The sequence below is a fragment of the Sphingobacterium sp. LZ7M1 genome, from assembly GCF_024296865.1.
Lineage (GTDB): Bacteria > Bacteroidota > Bacteroidia > Sphingobacteriales > Sphingobacteriaceae > Sphingobacterium.
This window is the reverse complement of the sequence record NZ_CP101134.1, coordinates 487,968-504,976: the sequence shown is the minus strand read 5'-3', so window position 1 is coordinate 504,976 and position 17,009 is coordinate 487,968. Positions and strand designations below refer to the sequence as shown.

Below are 17,009 nucleotides of genomic sequence, written 5' to 3'. Positions count from 1 at the left end.
CTACATCTTGGCATCCATCAGCTTCTCAGACTTTGTTTCAGGAGCGCCCATTTCCATCTTAATGACGAATGCTCGCTCTGATTTAAAATCAGCAGGAATAATCACATCGTAGTAGGTATTCTTATCCAGATCAAGTCCAATATCGGCATGCTTGACCTGCAGCTTCTGTCCATTGGTGAGCAATACAGCTGATACCGGAACTTCCGTAGCCTTTTTAGGGATAGCAATCCTCGTAATATTGTTAACCGGCCTATTGAATACCGTTAGATATAAATGCTTATCCTTTTGCGTTAAGTAGCCTAATTTCGTTTTTGGAAGATTTGCATGCCTCACCCCGTAAACGGCCTCAGCATTCACTTTCATCCAATCCCCCAGTTCCTTTGCAATCTTATCCTCTTCAGGATGCATCAACCCTTGACCATCAGGCCCAAAATTCAATACAAAGTTTCCGTTCATGGAAACTGTATGCATCAACATGTCCAATAGGTCATCCGTGGTCTTGGTATAGATTCCTGACCAATCTTTCATATATCCCCAACCATTGGGAGGAATGGTCATGACCGCATCCCAATCATTGCCATCGAGCCATTCAAATTCCTGCGGCAACTTTCTTTCCCAGCCCTGTTCATAATCGCCAAGGATCTTCCCATTGCTATCAAAATGCCTTTTGCCATGTTCATCATTTCTAAATCGAGACCCGATAATCAAACCCGGATGCTTTGCCCGCAGTTCCTTTTCCAGATTGTAGGTAAAGTCATAAGCCTTGACCCAGGATTGATCCCAAGTACCATCAAACCAGAAACCCTTAATCTGGGGATAGTTTGCCAACAGTTCCAACAGTTGATTTTTAGTGTACTGTAAGAAACGATCGTATTTCTTCTTTTCTTCCTCTGTCTTGGGTTCCTTGGAAAGATAATCAGGATTGTTCCATTCCAGAATGGAGAAATAAAGATATACATCGATTCCTTCAGCCGTATAGGCATCTACGACTTCCTTTACGATATCCTTCTTATAAGGTGATTTGGTGATATTGTACCCTGAATATTTGGTTGGCCACAAAGCAAAACCATCGTGGTGCTTAGTGGTAAAGATCATGTATTTTGCACCCATATCCTTAGCTTGCTTGGCCCATTTCTTGGCATCAAAGTCCTTGGGATCAAACTTTTTATATAGGTTATCATAGGTTTCTTTCCAATTCTTAGGCGCAGTTGGACCCGACCAGGTCCTGATCCATTCCGAGGCAGCAGCACCTTTTCTGGCGCTCACCCCTTCCCATTCATTCCCAGGAATGGCATATAAACCCCAATGGATAAATTGGCCAAGCCCATAGTTCCGGAAGGCTTCCATATCGGCATCCGTACGGTGCTCAGGCGTCAGGGACCCATATTTCACTTCGGTATGTGCTGTGGGTTTAACCTTTGGTCCTGTCCATTGAGCATAGGCGTATTGACTAAAAGTCAGGGCTAATGCTGCAAGGAATATCGGTTTTAGTATTCTGTTCATTGGTATAGATCAATTCACGTTTTAGATTTATATGAATCTAATATACTGAATTCATATAGCCCCCAAGCTATCAATCGATTGCATGAATAGCGAAATGGTTTTCGTAACAAAGTCAGTAAGTAGAATTACCCGAATACAGGTATTTACCCTTTTTTCATTAAGCAATACCTTTGAAACATCACATAAAATCAATCCTGTAAAAAACATGAAAAAGAAAATCAGCATGCCAATTGTCGTATTATTATCCTTAGTATTAGCTTTCGCAGTAAGCTCCTGCAGCAAGGACGACAAAGACAATGACATAGAAATTGTAGAGGACAAACCCGGTAAGATACCAGGACTTGGGAATACCGATGGCGAGCCTACTGGCCAAAAATATAGCCTACCTGAAGGCATCGAACTGCAAGGAGAGATCACTGGATACGAAGGCGATATAAATACGACAGCCAGAGCTAGGTCTAAAAAAGCGATGGTAGCAAGGAGATCATCCGACTTAAAAGCGGAAGTCCCTGCAGATCTTTCTCCTGATTTCTCACGCGGAAGCGGTTATTTCGTCAGATTGGGAATCAAATTGAAAAACAGCACCTCAACTACTAAAAAACTGGAACTACCAGCCGGTCTGATTATCAAATCCAGATCTGGAGACTATCAAAATGGTGTGCTTTTGAAAAAAGTGAGCATCGATATCCCTGCAAACAAGATTATTTATCTGGATTTACATATGTACTGTGGAAATGAAAAAAAATCAGCTTCTTCAGAATATGAAAAATATGACTTAGCTGTTATTTCCAACTCCTCAAGCCTTCATGATCTGATCAATAGACTAAAGAACAAGAAAATCAATATTGAACAATATTACAAGGACAATAAGGTGGATCAAAGTTATAATGCTTTAGTGGGCAAACTTCAGGATATTCTTTGGACCATCACCGATTCGGAAGATGGACTGAATGAAGATGACATCAGGTATATCAATGAATACTTACCGAATGACTAATTCACCTATAACTAATAAGCATAAACTATATTTGAAAATAGCCCTCTCTGGGCTATTTTTATTTTTTTAAGTTTTTTTATGGGAATAATTATCCTTCTTGCTTTAACCTTTGCTCAAGATAGGAGATGACCTCTTCCCTAGCCTGAGGCTCAAACCAAACAGTATTACCATATTTCTTAAACCAGGTAATCTGCCTCTTGGCATACCTTCTGGAATTCTGCTTAATCTGCGAAACTGCATCTTCCAAACTGATGTTTCCATCCAGATAATCAAAGATTTCAGCATAGCCTACGGTCAGCAGAGCAGGTTTATTCCTGAAAGGCAATAAGGATTTCACTTCCTCCAACAATCCCGCCTCCATCATCAGGTCTACCCTTTGATTAATACGATCATAGAGCCATTCCCTATCTGTATTTAAGCCAATCGTGATAACCTGAAAAGGTCTTTCAGCCTTCTGATTGGTCATAAAATAAGAGATTGGTTTCCCAGATGCCTCAAAAACCTCAATGGCACGGATGACACGTTGTGGATTGTCAATGTCCGCTTTTTCATAATATGCAGGATCGATCTCTTTTAATCGCTCTTTCAAGGGTTCCAGGCCATCCCTTCGAAACCATTCATTCAAGCTTTCACGGATATCATCTCCTGCTTTGGGAAGGTCATCCAAGCCTTCCGTCAGTGCCCGCACAAATAGTCCAGAACCACCTACCGCGATCACCACATCCCTGCTCTTGAACAAGACCGCCAAACGAATTAAAGCTTCCCGTTCAAAATCACCGGCCGTATACTCCTCAGCAATGGAATGGGAATTAATAAAATAATGGGATGCTTGGGCTAACTCCTCAGCACTGGGCTTTGCCGTCCCTATGCTCATTTCATGGTAAAACTGCCTGGAGTCGGCAGAAATTATGGATGTTTTAAAATGATTGGCCAATTGGATTGCCAGAGCAGTTTTTCCTACAGCGGTAGGTCCAACGACTACGATCAATGTTTTTTGCCTATTCAATTCAGTGGACATCCTTTTTACTTATTTACAGAATAAAAAAAATAGATGATAGAAGCTCTATCATCTATTTAAAATCTTATCGTCGAATAATCTTAATATTCGTCTTCATTAGACTTGTTTGATTCACCTTCAGACTCTTCGCCTTCCTCATCATCAAACATATCATAATCATCCTCCTCATCTACACCATATTCCTCTGCATCTTCTGACACAAAATCGTCATCATCTTCATCATCAGCCGTAACAGGGAAGTTTGCTGCAGTCAAGTTTCTTGGTGCTTCACCGACTTTCTTGAAAAGGGCAGGATATTCTTTTCCCTCCTCTTCTTTCAAGATCTTGATCAATTCCACATGGAAATCATACGGGCGGTCAAAGTTATAGGTGTAGTAAAACTTTTGATGCGGATCATCAATAAATTTACTCAAACGAACATCTTCCACGATCAAAACGCCAGCAGCTTTCTTTCTATCGTTCGGCAAGAAAGCAATCTCCGTACCTTTTTTCCATTGGTCATTGCTCACATAGAACGAAGAGGAACGCTCTTGGTCGTAGCCAGTACTTTTTTGAATCTGTGTGTGTAAATCTAAGAAAGTACTTTTTGAAGGCATGTCAATCTCTCTGTAAACATCTTCGTAGTCTTCAAAAGTTACTCTAAATCTATATATCGCCATATTCGTAAAATGTATTAATTTGGACAAGCTCTATTTCAAGCTTTAAAATTACATATTTTTTTAAAAAATCAATCCGTTCAAACTTTGGTTAGGCCCAATGTTTTCCCTTTTTCTATCATCAATGATAGCGCTTCTTGCCTTGAATTTGGAATTTCACCTTCCAAAATCGCCTCACGTATAGCCTTCTTGATAATTCCGACATGTTTTCCAGGTCCGATACCAAAGGTTTTCATGATATCATCACCATCCACAGGAGGTTGCCAGTTTCTCAGGTGGTCCCGTTCTTCGACATCTTTCAGTTTCTGTTTTACGAGCTCAAAATTGTCCCTGTACTTCCTCTTTTTATATTCATTTTTGGTGGTGACATCCGCATGGCACAACAACATCAGGTCGTCGATATCATCAGCAGCCTCAAACAACAGGCGGCGAACCGCCGAATCTGTCACGATATCCTTGGCCAAGACAATCGGTCTGAGGTGAAGCATCACCAATTTCTGCACAAACTTCATCTTTTCATTCAAAGGAAGCTTCAGGTCTGCAAACAATTTGGGTACCATCTTCGCCCCACGGTCCTCGTGGCCATGGAAGGTCCATCCTACTTTTTTATCAAAGCGCTTGGTTGCAGGTTTGGCAATATCGTGCATGATCGCTGCCCAACGAAGCCAAAGATCATTGGACATTTCCGCCACATTGTCCAATACTTCCAAGGTATGGTAGAAATTGTCCTTATGCCCTTTACCATCCACATATTCCACACCGTACAATTGATACATGGCAGGAAATATCCTTTCCAGAAGGCCCGTATCAAATAAATACTTGAAACCGATAGAAGGTTTTTCAGCAAGGATAATTTTATTGAGTTCGTCAGTGATCCGTTCTTTGGAGATAATCTGGATACGGTCAGCGTTTTCACTGATGGCATTCAGGGCAGTTGAGTCGATCCTAAAGTTTAACTGGGTAGCAAAACGGATGGCACGCATCATTCTCAATGGATCATCTGAAAAGGTGATGTCCGGAGACAATGGTGTTTTTATCAATCTGTTTTGGATATCGCTCAGTCCTTGGAAGGGATCGATGAGTTCGCCATAATTCGCTTCATTAAGCGAAAAAGCCATGGCGTTGATGGTAAAGTCACGTCGATTTTGGTCATCCTCCAGGGTACCGTCCTCTACGATAGGCTTTCTGGAATCTTTTCGGTAAGATTCCTTTCTTGCACCAACAAACTCAACCTGAAGGCCTTCATAGACCAACATTGCTGTTCCAAATGATTTATAGACAGCAACTTTCGTATGTAGTTTTTCTCCTAGTTTATTCGCGAAATCAATCCCGCTTCCCAAAACAAGGATATCGATATCATCCTTGAATGGACGACCCATGATTCTATCACGGACATAGCCTCCGATAACAAAACAGGAAACTCCCTCCTGATGGGCTAATTCTCTTATTATGGAAAAAATGGGATGACTTAAATTCTCACTCATAGCAACAAAGTGCAAAAGTAATGAAATTTATAGACAACAGGTGTCAGCCTTTATAAAATCCAGCCTTTACTTAGTCACGATCTTTCGACAGTCTACGGAAAGCTAATGGATTTTCAGTCAGAACCTCTTGTTCTCTACGTCTATTTACAATATGAACTGCTTCAAAAATCGCTTCTAAGAAAGATGCATGTGAGGCCATATTTTTTCCAGCGATGTCATATCCGGTTCCATGATCTGGGGAAGTACGGACAACTGGTAGGCCTGCTGTAAAATTAATTCCATTACGCGCAGCGATATGTTTAAACGGAATCAAACCTTGGTCATGGTACATGGCTAGGACCGCATCAAACTTGGTATAGGCATCAGCCGCAAAGAAACCATCAGCTGGGAATGGACCAAAACAGAAGATATCTTCTTCATTGGCTTTCTCAATAGCTGGTTTTATAATGTCACGGTCTTCCGTACCGATCAGGCCATCATCACCGGCATGTGGATTTAAGCCGAGCACCGCAATCTTTGGTTTTTGAATCCAGAAATCCTTCTTCAGGCTTTCATTCATCATCCTCAATTTATGCAATATGCCCTCCTCCGTAATGGAAGCCGCTACTTCCTTCACAGGAATATGCCCTGTAACCACGCCAACGCGAAGGTCATCGCTCACCATAAACATCAAGACATCCTTGGCATCAAATGCATCCTGTAGGTATTCGGTATGTCCTGGAAAGTTAAAGCCCTCTTGCTGTATATTATGTTTGTTGATCGGCGCAGTGACCAAAGCATCAATCAAACCAGCCTTCAGGTCCTCTGTAGCTTTTTGCAAAGAAATAAAGGCATACTTACCACCAATTTCGTTTTGCTCGCCCAAACTGATTTTTACATCCTCTTGCCAGCAATTGATCATATTGGGACGCTTAGCGTTTGCCTGATCCGCTGAGTTGATCACATTGAAACTGAAATCATTCACTCCAATCGCCTTTCGATGGAAGGAGGCAACTTTGGTATTGCCATAAACTATGGGCGTAAAGAAATCCAGAACACGGTTATCCATCAAGGATTTAATAATAACCTCTAAACCGATTCCGTTAATATCTCCTACTGAAATGCCTATTTTTAGTTTCTCACTCATCTTCAATGCTATTAGATATAGTCAAAAATAGCAAAAAAACATAAACATTAAGGTTCAAATGGCATTAACATGCAAATGGAACATACAATTCAAATCCTGCTCGCCTAAAAAACACTATCTTTGTAGCAAATAATTCCTATGGGTTCAGTACGCGCAAAAAAACATTTAGGTCAGCATTTCCTTAACGACAAAAATGCAGCACAACGGATCGTTGATGCTTTAACTCCTTCTCTTGGCTTCAACCAGGTCTTGGAAGTTGGACCTGGAATGGGCGTTCTCTCCGATTTCCTGCTTCAAAATGAGTCCTATGAAACCTTCTTGATCGATGTCGATGATGAATCCATTGAATATTTAGCAGACAAATACCCTGAACTTGGCAACCGTCTGATCCATGGCGATTTCCTAAACCTGGACTTCAGCCAATATTTTGGTGAAAAGATGGCCGTTATCGGGAACTTTCCCTACAATATTTCTTCCCAAATCCTTTTTAAGGTCTTGGAAGAAAGAAACCGTGTGGTTGAAATGGTAGGTATGTTTCAGAAAGAAGTAGCCGAACGTTGTGTGGCCAAACCTGGAAACAAGGAATACGGAATTCTGAGTGTATTTCTGCAGGCATACTATGATGTTTCTTATCTCTTTACCGTAAAAGCAGGAGCATTCAATCCGCCACCAAAAGTTCTTTCAGGCGTGATGCGCATGGTAAGGAACAATCGCGTGACCTTGGACTGTGATGAGAAATTATTCTGGCGCGTGGTAAAGGCAGGCTTCAACCAAAGACGTAAAACCTTGAGGAATGCCCTGTCAGCTGTAGTCCCTAAAGATAGGATGAGTGACAATCCGCTCTATGAATTAAGGGCAGAACGCCTGTCCGTTCAAGATTTTGAAACCTTGACCAACGAAATTTCAAAAAGTCTCTGACATGGATGTACAAAGTGAATTTGCCATTATTGGAGCTGGGGTTGCCGGACTTACCGCAGCCATTGCTCTACAAAACCTAAACCGTGAATTCACTCTTTTTGAACAAGCCAAAGAAATCAAAGGTATCGGGGCTGGATTTGGCTTAGCAGCCAATGCCATGCAAGCCCTAGAATATATCGGAATCCGTGAGGAAGTCGAAAAGATCGGTTATTACCTAGATTCCTTTGCTATCCTTGACCAAAAAGGAAATATCCTCGTCAACCCAAACACCAGTAAATTATCCGATAAATACGCGCAAAAGAATTTTGCTATCCATCGCGCCGATTTACATCTCTACCTCTTATCAAAAGTAAATCAAGATCACATTGCTCTTGGCAAGAGAGCAAGTCATTTGACCCAAAAAGAGGGTTATGTGGAAATACATTTTGAAGATGGAAGTTTGCACAGGAGCAAATACCTCATCATTGCTGATGGTGTCAAATCGCCCCTGCGACAACAGCTCGTCCCAACTTCAAAACCGAGATATGCTGGTTATAGCTGTTGGCGAGCGACAATAGACAACACGGAACTCAACCTGAACAGAGGATCGGAGACTTGGGGAAATAAAGGCCGATTTGGTCTAACACCACTCGTCAATAAACGAATCTATTGGTATGCATGTATCAATGGGCCCCAACAAAACCCAACTTTCAGGGGTTATGGGGTACAGGACCTGAAGCGTCAATTTGGGAATTACCATCAACCTATACAAGAAGTACTGGACAGAACCTTAGATTCCGATTTGATCTGGTCCGATATCATAGATATCAAACCGTTAAAGAACTTTGCCTTTGGCAATATCTTGATCATTGGGGATGCCGCACATGCCTGTACCCCCAATATGGGCCAAGGAGCATGCCAAGCCATGGAAGATGTCGCGGTACTCCATCAGGAACTACAAAAGCAACAACCTGTAGGGCAAGCCTTCCTATCTTTTGAAAATCGAAGATTATCCCGGACCAAGTATATCACAGATACTTCAAAATTGATTGGTGATTTTGCTCAATGGGAGAATAAATTCTTAATTTCAGTCCGAAATAACCTCATGAAGATCATGCCCGACAGCATGAACCAAAAAGCTTTGATCAAGCTGTTCAAGGAAGATTTCATGAAATAATGCATAATATGAATATTTTAATAGTCGACGATATCCATGAAGTTCTGTTGCAGAAACTAAGTCGCGCTGCAATTGCCTATTCTTACCAACCTGATATGAACAGAGCGGAAGCGGAAAAAGCTATCCCTGATTTTGATGGCCTTATCATCCGTTCGAAATTCCAAGTGGACAAAGAATTTATTGACCTCAACCCCAACCTCAAGATGATCGGTAGAGCCGGAGCGGGAATGGACAATATTGATGAAGCTTACGCTAGCAGCAAGGGTATCAAATTGATCCCTGCCAATGAAGGAAACCGCGATGCAGTAGGCGAACACATGATCGGAATGCTCTTGAGCTTGATGAACAACCTGAACCGTGGAGATCGGGAGGTTCGATCTGGCGAATGGAATAGAGAAGAAAACAGAGGCTATGAGCTGAAAGGAAAGACCGTGGCGCTCATCGGATATGGCCATAATGGTCAAGCCATGGCAAAGAAACTATCTGGATTTGATGTAAAAGTCATTGCTTATGACAAGTATAAAACTGGTTTTTCTGACCTATATGCCAGCGAGGTCTCGATGGAAGAAGTCGTACGCAGAGCCGATATATTAAGTTTCCATATTCCTTTAACACGTGAGACCCGAGGTATGGTGGATGACGAATACCTATTCCATTTCAGGAAACCTATCTTCTTTTTGATGGGTGCTCGCGGGGGAATCGTTAAAATCCCCGCAGTATTGAAGAAAATGGACGAAGGCAAAATTATTGCCGCGGCATTTGATGTGCTGCCCGTTGAGAAATTCCCTGCTTTGGCCGAAGAGCCTTGGTATCAGGACCTGATCCAAAGGGAAAATGTACTATTGAGCCCACATGTTGCCGGTTGGACATTCGAAAGTTATTATAAGCTATCCGAAGTATTAGCTGATAAGGTTATTGCTTACGAGTATCAATAGCCATACAAAGAACCATTGAAGCACTAAAGCTAGGTCTAGGAGATAGACATGGTGATAGTGCTTTTCTTTTGAAAAGATAATGATCCTGAACATGGCCAAGATGAGGATCGTCGTCAACAACAAACCAATTTTTACAGCCCAGGTATTTGGGGAAAAGAGAATTAGGATCAAATGGAAGACCCCTATTCCATAGGATAAATTAATCGCTCTTTCTTTTCCCAATAAGATCGGCACCGTTTTCAGGTTATACAAACTATCCTGTTCATAATCCCTGATATCAAAAGGCAGTGTACAAAGCACTAAGAATACAATTTTTACTAGTCCTAAGTAATTGGCAAAGTACCAATCTATTTGCTCGCCATTGGCAAACAGCTCCACTACGGGAAGTCCCACACTACTTAACGACCAGACTAAGGCGATATAAAAAACCTTCAACCCAGGGACTTGCCTCATCCCTACCCATTTATTATTGACTTTGACCAGTGGAACGGCATAGGCCAAACTGATCACGCCAATAAAGCCCAGAAAAAACAAGGTCAAGATATGCACATGTAACAAAGCCCAAACCGTAGTCAAAACTGACAGGCCACTCAATACCCAAAAAAGCCACATGTTCTTCCCGATCCATCGGGTTCGCTGAAATGGTGATTTACTGGGATCTTTCGGCAGGGACAGGTACAGGCTCAGGTTATAGAGAAGCAAGGTGGTAGCGCCTTCAATGATCAAGATATCATTGTTGACCGGAAACTGCAGGATATAATAGGTCAAGGCACATTGAGCCACCGCTGCCAGGGCAATCAATAGATTCGTATGAACCAAAAAATAGTATATCCTTTTCAAAATGCCTGTCATGGTAACCTAACAATTGTTCTCAATATTTGTTCCTAGCCTACAAAAATTAGTATTTCAATCGAAAAAAAATTAAATTAGCTATACAGGTCCTTGTTTTTTCCGCATTCAATAACTAATTGACCGAATTAAATAATTTCCTGACGTAAAGATAATGTAGACCTATAATTTTTTAAAAAAAGATGAATTTTCAGCTTAAATCTTTTGAGGAGTATCAAGAAGCTTACAAAAGGAGTGTAGAAGAACCCGAAGCATTTTGGAGTGATGTGGCAGACCATTTCTTTTGGAAAAGAAAATGGAACAATGTGTTGAACTGGAACTTTAAAGATCCAGACATCAAGTGGTTTGAAGGCGCGAAACTTAATATTACAGAGAACTGTTTAGATCGTCATATCTATAAATTAGGAGATCAACCTGCCATTATCTGGGAACCTAACGATCCCAATGAGGCACACCGTATCCTGACCTATAAGCAATTGTTGCAAAAAGTTGAGCAGTTTGCGAATGTCCTAAAGAACAATAATATCCGCAAAGGCGACAGGGTATGTATCTATTTACCGATGGTACCTGAATTGGTCATTGCTGTCTTGGCATGTGCTCGTATCGGCGCGATCCACAATGTGGTATTCGGCGGTTTCTCTGCACGCTCTATCGCAGATCGTATCAACGATGCAGACTGTAAATTGGTCATTACCTCTGACGGTGGTTTCCGTGGCCAAAAAATATTGGAACTTAAATCTATTGTGGATGATGCCTTGATGCAATGTGATTCTGTAGAAAAAGTAATCGTTTTGACCCGTACCCGTACTCCAGTCTCCATGATCAAGGGTCGTGATGTATGGTGGGAAGATGAGATCAAGAAAGTGGAAACCCAAGGTAATCCTGCATGTCCTGCTGAAGAGATGGACGCTGAAGATACTTTGTTAATCCTTTACACTTCCGGATCAACCGGTAAACCGAAAGGCGTGGTTCATACCACAGCTGGATACATGGTTTACACAGGATACACCTTTGCAAACACCTTCCAATATCAACCGGGCGAAGTTTACTTCTGTACAGCTGATATCGGTTGGATTACCGGACACAGCTATATCGTCTATGGACCTCTTTCTCAAGGTGCTACCTCATTGATGTTTGAAGGAATCCCGACCTACCCGAATGCAAGTAGATTCTGGGATATCGTCGATAAATATAAAGTGAACATCTTATATACCGCTCCTACAGCTATCCGTTCCTTGATGGCCTTTGGCGATGAGTTCCTAGAAGGAAAAGATCTTTCTTCACTACGTGTTTTAGGAACTGTTGGTGAGCCGATCAATGAAGAAGCATGGAACTGGTACCACGATAAAGTCGGACATGGCAAATGTCCAATCGTAGATACCTGGTGGCAAACTGAAAACGGAGGACACCTCATTACCCCGATTGCAGGCATCACGAAAGAGATCCCTGGCTATGCGATGTTGCCACTACCGGGAGTTCAACCATGCTTAATGGATGAAAACGGTGAAGAAATCCAAGGCAACGATGTGACGGGCAACCTATGTATCAAGTTCCCTTGGCCAGGCATGTTGCGTACGACTTGGGGCGATCATGAGCGTTGTAGACAAACCTATTTCTCTACTTACCAAGATATGTACTTCACTGGCGATGGTTGTTACCGCAGTCCTGAAGGCTACTACCGTATCACCGGTCGTGTGGATGATGTATTGAACGTATCCGGACACCGTATAGGCACCGCTGAGGTTGAAAATGCAATCAATATGCACTCGGATGTTGTGGAGTCAGCAATCGTAGGTTACCCTCACCCTGTTAAAGGGCAAGGTATCTATGCATACGTCATTGCCAACCACCATATCGACGCCGAAAAAACAAGACAAGATATCCTGCAAACGGTGACCCGTATTATTGGAGCCATTGCAAAACCAGATATTATCCAATTCGTTACGGACCTTCCTAAAACTAGGTCTGGAAAAATCATGCGTAGGATCCTACGTAAGATTGCCGAAGGCGAATTAAATAATCTAGGCGATACTTCAACCCTCCAAGATCCAAACGTAGTGGAAGCTATCATTGAAGGTTCTAAGGAAATGAAGAAATAATCGTATAAGATTAAAATAAGTATTCCATAAAAAAAATGGAGCCTACAGAATAAGTAGGCTCCATTTTTTTATGTCCTGTTTTGCCGATTTGATCTAGAAAAATGTTCTGGCTAGTTTTTTAGAAAAATCCTAGCTTATATTTTGACCTCATTCGAGACACATTCCGAATTTTCCGAATGTGTCTCGAATGAGGTCAAAGCAAAACCCGAAGCCTTTTGGTCAGGAAAATCGAATCAATCCTCCAGTGAAAATTGAAATTCCTGGTTTTTTTCAGTTTTGTAAGCTAGGTTCTGGGTTGCCGGGGAGATGGCAAAAAGCGGTGAAAAGGTTTTCACTTTTACGGTCTTTCCATCCGGAAGGAATTCCAGGTACCTCAACCAGCCATCACCACCATTACCGAACCAGCCTCCGCCCATGGCTTGGGCATTGAAGGTCATCTGGCTGACGGTTTTTCCGGCAGCGTTCTTATCCTGTCTGAAACCAATGTGTCCATCAAAATTATCCGGATCGCCAATATGTCCAGAGAATACCATTCGGATATTTTTGGAAGGTTTTACCAGTTTTTCAAACACCGCGGCACCATAGTTTGCATCCTCAATCTTATATCCTTCTTTTTGGATATGGTTGCTTTTGCTATCCAAATAGGTATGGGTCAACAAGATCACATCATGGTTTTCATATTTCTGTTGGTCCAAAGTTTTCTTTGCCCAAGCAAGCACTTCATTTCGAGGAGCAAATTCAAGGACCATTACCAATAATTTCTTTGGATGAGGTGTTTCAAACTCATAGACTGCATTGACAGCCGATGAGTTGCCGTTCAAGCTTGGACCTACCTCACGCAATGCTCTTGCATTGAATCCATTTTGTTCCGGTGAGAAATACCTGTCATATTGGGTAGCTCTATATTCAGCGCTCACATGGCCATAATCATGGTTACCGGTTGCCAAAACATAAGGGACACGGTTGTCCAGCTTACGGAAAGCTTCGCTGGTATTGGTCCATTGCTGTTTGCTGTTTTGGTTTGCGGCCTTGCTGTCTGGGTTCAATAGATCATTCTGTTCTACCAAATCGCCCGTACATAGTACAAATTGGGTATTTAATGAGTCTGCATTTTCACGGACCCAAGAGGTCATCAGATTTAATATCCCCACATTGCGGTCATATTTGACATATGTTTGCGGGTCAGGAATTAAAACCAAAGACCAGGATTTGCTGTTTGTAAGTTTAGGTTTGACATAGCTTTGTTGGGCAATTAACTGCTGCGAGAACAATAGCAACGCCAACAAAGTGAAGAGCACTGAAAAAGATTTAAAATTCATAATGATTAAAAGTTGATTATCTAAATTTAATAAGAAAAGGGGATTTTTATTGAAAGTATATGTTTTTATTAGGGGACAAAAATATTCATGATGGATTTTGAGGAATTGGCTTATTGCAATTATTTTTGAATTTCATCATGTTTTCTCTTAATTAAGGCGAGAAAAATGCCTGTTTTTTATTATTTTTATCCGAATCCCATTAATTCTTTAAGAGAGCGCGCATGTTATTTACGATACTTCTAGGTTTGATTTCTTCGATTTTGCTCATTCCATTTGGCAAAAAGCTTAAATCATCCTGGAGCATCATCATTCCGCTCATTCCCACAGCTCTATTTATTTATTACATGGGATATATCCCAAAAATTGCTGCTGGATCTACCTTTTTCCAAGAAATCAGCTGGGTTCCATCCTTAGGGGTCGACTTCAACCTCAAGTTGGATGGTTTATCTCTGTTGTTTTGCCTGTTGATCACGGGAATTGGCTGTGGAATTTTCTTTTATGCCCGAACATATCTCAAAGGACACCCTTATTTTGACCGATTTTTTGGATATCTCTATCTTTTTATGTCGGCCATGCTGGGTTTGGTCCTTTCGGACAATATCTTTTTGCTGTTTATCTTTTGGGAATTGACCAGTATCAGTTCTTTTTTCCTGATTGGGTTCAACAATGACCAAGAGGCATCCCGAAAAAGTGCGATGACCGCGCTGACCATTACCGGTATGGGCGGTTTCTTTTTACTTGCCGGCCTTGTCTTGATAGGCAATGTAGCTGGAACCTATAGGATTTCTGAATTAATAGAATATCGGGACGTTATCTTGAACCATCCCCAATATCCATTGATCCTATTCCTGATCTTTATTGGAGCATTTACCAAGTCGGCCCAATTCCCATTCCATTTCTGGCTGCCGGGAGCCATGAAGGCCCCTACTCCGGTGTCGGCCTATCTGCATTCTGCGACAATGGTGAAAGCGGGGATCTATCTTTTAGCTAGGTTTTTCCCGGTGTTGAGCGGAACGGATTTATGGAGCTATACCTTGATAGGCGTGGGCGGATTTACCATGTTATATTCCGCAGTTCACTCCCTGTTCAGGATTGACCTGAAATCTATCTTGGCCTATACGACCATTTCAGCCCTTGGTATGCTGGTCTTTTTGTTGGGAGTCGGCACGAAGGAAGCTGTTATTGCAGCCAGTGTATTTATCTTGGTGCATGCACTCTATAAGGCCACCCTGTTTCTGGTCACAGGAATCATCGATCATGAAACTGGGACACGGGATATCACGAAACTTTCTGGGTTGCGAAAAGTGTTGGGCCCAGTTGCCCTAGCCGCTGGTTTAGCCGCATTGAGCAGTGCGGGCCTTCCGTCTACATTCGGCTTTATTGGTAAGGACCTCATTTATGAAGCGACCCTACATTCGAAGGAAAATTGGATATTGATATTGACGATATTGGCCGTCGCAACCAATGTCTGCTTGGTAGCAGCTGGATTTATGGCAGGGATCAAACCATTCTTTGGCGAGCTTCCATCAGCCTATTCGAAACTGCACCTTCCCTATAAATCCATGTGGATTCCACCATTGATCCTTGCCACTTTAGGCCTAATCTTTGGGTTGATTCCCGGACTGACCGGAAACTTACTGAGTTATCAAACTGCCAATTCCATCTTTGCTGCTGATACCGAAATGCATTTGGCAATCTGGCATGGCTTCAACACCGTGCTGATCTTAAGTTTGGCAACACTTGGGGCAGGAACTTTTGTTTATTTCATCAATAAACCTAGCGAAGCGAAAGTAAAACGGGTGGAAAACCTAGATAGGATTTCTCCTCAGCGGATCATAACCGGTTATGCCAATGATATCGTACGCTTTGCCGATTGGTTCAGTAACTTCTTCCATAATGGCTATCTACGGTCATACCACATGAAGATCATCCTGTTTGCTGAAGCTTTATTGATATATAAACTTTGGCAAAGTGGCCCAATCCAGATTGATTTCGACAACCTGACCCCATTGACCATCTACGAGGTAGCGGTCGTGATCATTCTTTTGGGTGCTTTGGTGATCGTTATTTCCACACCTTCCCGATTGACCTCGGTGGTGGCCATGAGTGTCATCGGCTATTGTATCTGTTTGATGTATGTGTTCTACAGTGCACCAGATTTGGCCATGACCCAATTTACCATTGACACCTTGAGTACCGTACTTTTCGTATTGGTCCTATATAAATTACCGAGTTTCCTGAACCTAGCTTCAAAGCGAGAAAGATACCGGGATAGCATCGTTGCACTGGGCTTTGGCGCAATACTTTCCATCATTGCCTTGAAAGTGCTGTATGAGCCAATACAAACGCAAACCAGCGATTTTTACGGAGAGAACGCTTATATTTTGGCAAAAGGAAAGAATGTGGTGAACTTGATCTTGGCAGATTTCCGTGGGATCGATACCATGTTTGAAACGGTGGTCTTGGGTATTGCCGCATTAGGCGTGTACAGTTTATTGAAATTGAGATTAAAATCTTCAGAAAAGGAATAAGATCATGCGCAGTATAATATTACAGACAGCTACAAGATACCTGTTACCCATTTTACTTCTATTCTCTTTCTTTCTGTTGTTGAGAGGGCATTATTATCCTGGAGGAGGATTTGTTGGTGGTCTTGTGGCCTCCATAGCCTTCGTATTGCACAGTTTTGCCAATGGTACGGAAGCGACCATGAAGATATTGGGGAGAAAACCCTTGTCCCTGATTCCCATTGGATTGGGTATCTCTGCAGTTGCCGTGGTGATGCCTACCTTTTTTGGGCTGCCCCCCATGACTGGATTGTGGTGGGAAGAAAAAATTCCGGTTATCGGGATGATCGGATCGGCTTTATTTTTTGACCTCGGGGTTTACCTGGTCGTGATAGGAGTTGTATTAACTATTTTATTCACTATTTCACTTACTAAGGATTAA

14 protein-coding genes are annotated in these 17,009 nt (G+C 42.0%); 7 read left to right on the top strand and 7 right to left on the bottom strand.

The features are described 5' to 3' along the window. Positions 1-1,503 carry an alpha-L-fucosidase gene (locus NMK93_RS02190; RefSeq protein ID WP_254526503.1) on the bottom strand — a complete coding sequence of 501 codons (1,503 nt, stop codon included), beginning with the start codon at positions 1,501-1,503 and terminating at the stop codon, positions 1-3. A 205-nt stretch (positions 1,504-1,708) separates the two neighbouring features. Between NMK93_RS02190 and NMK93_RS02185 the strand changes: the two genes are divergently transcribed. Continuing rightward, positions 1,709-2,500, top strand: a complete 792-nt coding sequence (locus NMK93_RS02185) for a hypothetical protein (protein ID WP_254526504.1) — start codon at positions 1,709-1,711, stop codon at positions 2,498-2,500. A gap of 88 nt (positions 2,501-2,588) precedes the next feature. On the opposite strand, the gene miaA is transcribed toward NMK93_RS02185, so the two are convergent. The 4 genes from miaA to pdxA all read right to left on the bottom strand — a co-directional run bounded on the left by miaA (position 2,589) and on the right by pdxA (position 6,784). After that, positions 2,589-3,518, bottom strand: coding sequence for a tRNA (adenosine(37)-N6)-dimethylallyltransferase MiaA (miaA, locus tag NMK93_RS02180; RefSeq protein WP_254526505.1), 930 nt, complete (start codon positions 3,516-3,518; stop codon positions 2,589-2,591). An 80-nt stretch (positions 3,519-3,598) separates the two neighbouring features. Continuing rightward, positions 3,599-4,177, bottom strand: coding sequence for a plasmid pRiA4b ORF-3 family protein (locus NMK93_RS02175; protein ID WP_254526506.1), 579 nt, complete (start codon positions 4,175-4,177; stop codon positions 3,599-3,601). A 77-nt stretch (positions 4,178-4,254) separates the two neighbouring features. Next, the gene (locus NMK93_RS02170) at positions 4,255-5,658 is read right to left on the bottom strand and encodes a CCA tRNA nucleotidyltransferase (RefSeq protein ID WP_185211259.1); all 1,404 of its coding nucleotides are present in this window, start codon (positions 5,656-5,658) and stop codon (positions 4,255-4,257) included. A gap of 70 nt (positions 5,659-5,728) precedes the next feature. After that, positions 5,729-6,784, bottom strand: coding sequence for a 4-hydroxythreonine-4-phosphate dehydrogenase PdxA (gene pdxA, locus NMK93_RS02165; protein ID WP_185215923.1), 1,056 nt, complete (start codon positions 6,782-6,784; stop codon positions 5,729-5,731). A gap of 138 nt (positions 6,785-6,922) precedes the next feature. Here pdxA and rsmA point away from each other — a divergent pair, with 138 nt between their 5' ends. Genes rsmA through NMK93_RS02150 form a run of 3 tightly spaced genes read left to right on the top strand, consistent with a single transcriptional unit; the run spans position 6,923 to position 9,793 of the window. Continuing rightward, a complete protein-coding gene (gene rsmA, locus NMK93_RS02160; protein ID WP_254526507.1) occupies positions 6,923-7,702 on the top strand; it encodes a 16S rRNA (adenine(1518)-N(6)/adenine(1519)-N(6))-dimethyltransferase RsmA in 780 nt (259 codons plus the stop codon). 1 nt (position 7,703) lies between these two features. Then, positions 7,704-8,858, top strand: coding sequence for an FAD-dependent monooxygenase (locus NMK93_RS02155; protein WP_254526508.1), 1,155 nt, complete (start codon positions 7,704-7,706; stop codon positions 8,856-8,858). An 8-nt stretch (positions 8,859-8,866) separates the two neighbouring features. Beyond that, positions 8,867-9,793 carry an NAD(P)-dependent oxidoreductase gene (locus NMK93_RS02150; RefSeq protein ID WP_185211263.1) on the top strand — a complete coding sequence of 309 codons (927 nt, stop codon included), beginning with the start codon at positions 8,867-8,869 and terminating at the stop codon, positions 9,791-9,793. Here NMK93_RS02150 and NMK93_RS02145 read toward each other — a convergent pair. Further along, the gene (locus NMK93_RS02145) at positions 9,758-10,633 is read right to left on the bottom strand and encodes a hypothetical protein (RefSeq protein ID WP_254526509.1); all 876 of its coding nucleotides are present in this window, start codon (positions 10,631-10,633) and stop codon (positions 9,758-9,760) included. The two genes, NMK93_RS02150 and NMK93_RS02145, sit on opposite strands and share 36 nt — an antisense overlap. Positions 10,634-10,824: 191 nt before the next feature. Here NMK93_RS02145 and acs point away from each other — a divergent pair, with 191 nt between their 5' ends. Then, entirely contained in the window at positions 10,825-12,741 is a 1,917-nt protein-coding gene (acs, locus tag NMK93_RS02140) for an acetate--CoA ligase (protein WP_254526510.1), read from the top strand. 233 nt (positions 12,742-12,974) lie between these two features. Here the strand turns inward: acs and NMK93_RS02135 are convergent, their stop codons facing one another. After that, positions 12,975-14,060, bottom strand: a complete 1,086-nt coding sequence (locus tag NMK93_RS02135) for a metallophosphoesterase (protein WP_254526511.1) — start codon at positions 14,058-14,060, stop codon at positions 12,975-12,977. A gap of 221 nt (positions 14,061-14,281) precedes the next feature. Here NMK93_RS02135 and NMK93_RS02130 point away from each other — a divergent pair, with 221 nt between their 5' ends. Next, on the top strand, positions 14,282-16,591 hold the full coding sequence (locus NMK93_RS02130) for a putative monovalent cation/H+ antiporter subunit A (protein ID WP_254526512.1): 2,310 nt from the start codon (positions 14,282-14,284) through the stop codon (positions 16,589-16,591). A gap of 4 nt (positions 16,592-16,595) precedes the next feature. Beyond that, positions 16,596-17,009 (top strand): Na+/H+ antiporter subunit B, encoded by a 414-nt coding sequence (locus NMK93_RS02125; RefSeq protein WP_093100507.1) that lies wholly within the window; start codon positions 16,596-16,598, stop codon positions 17,007-17,009.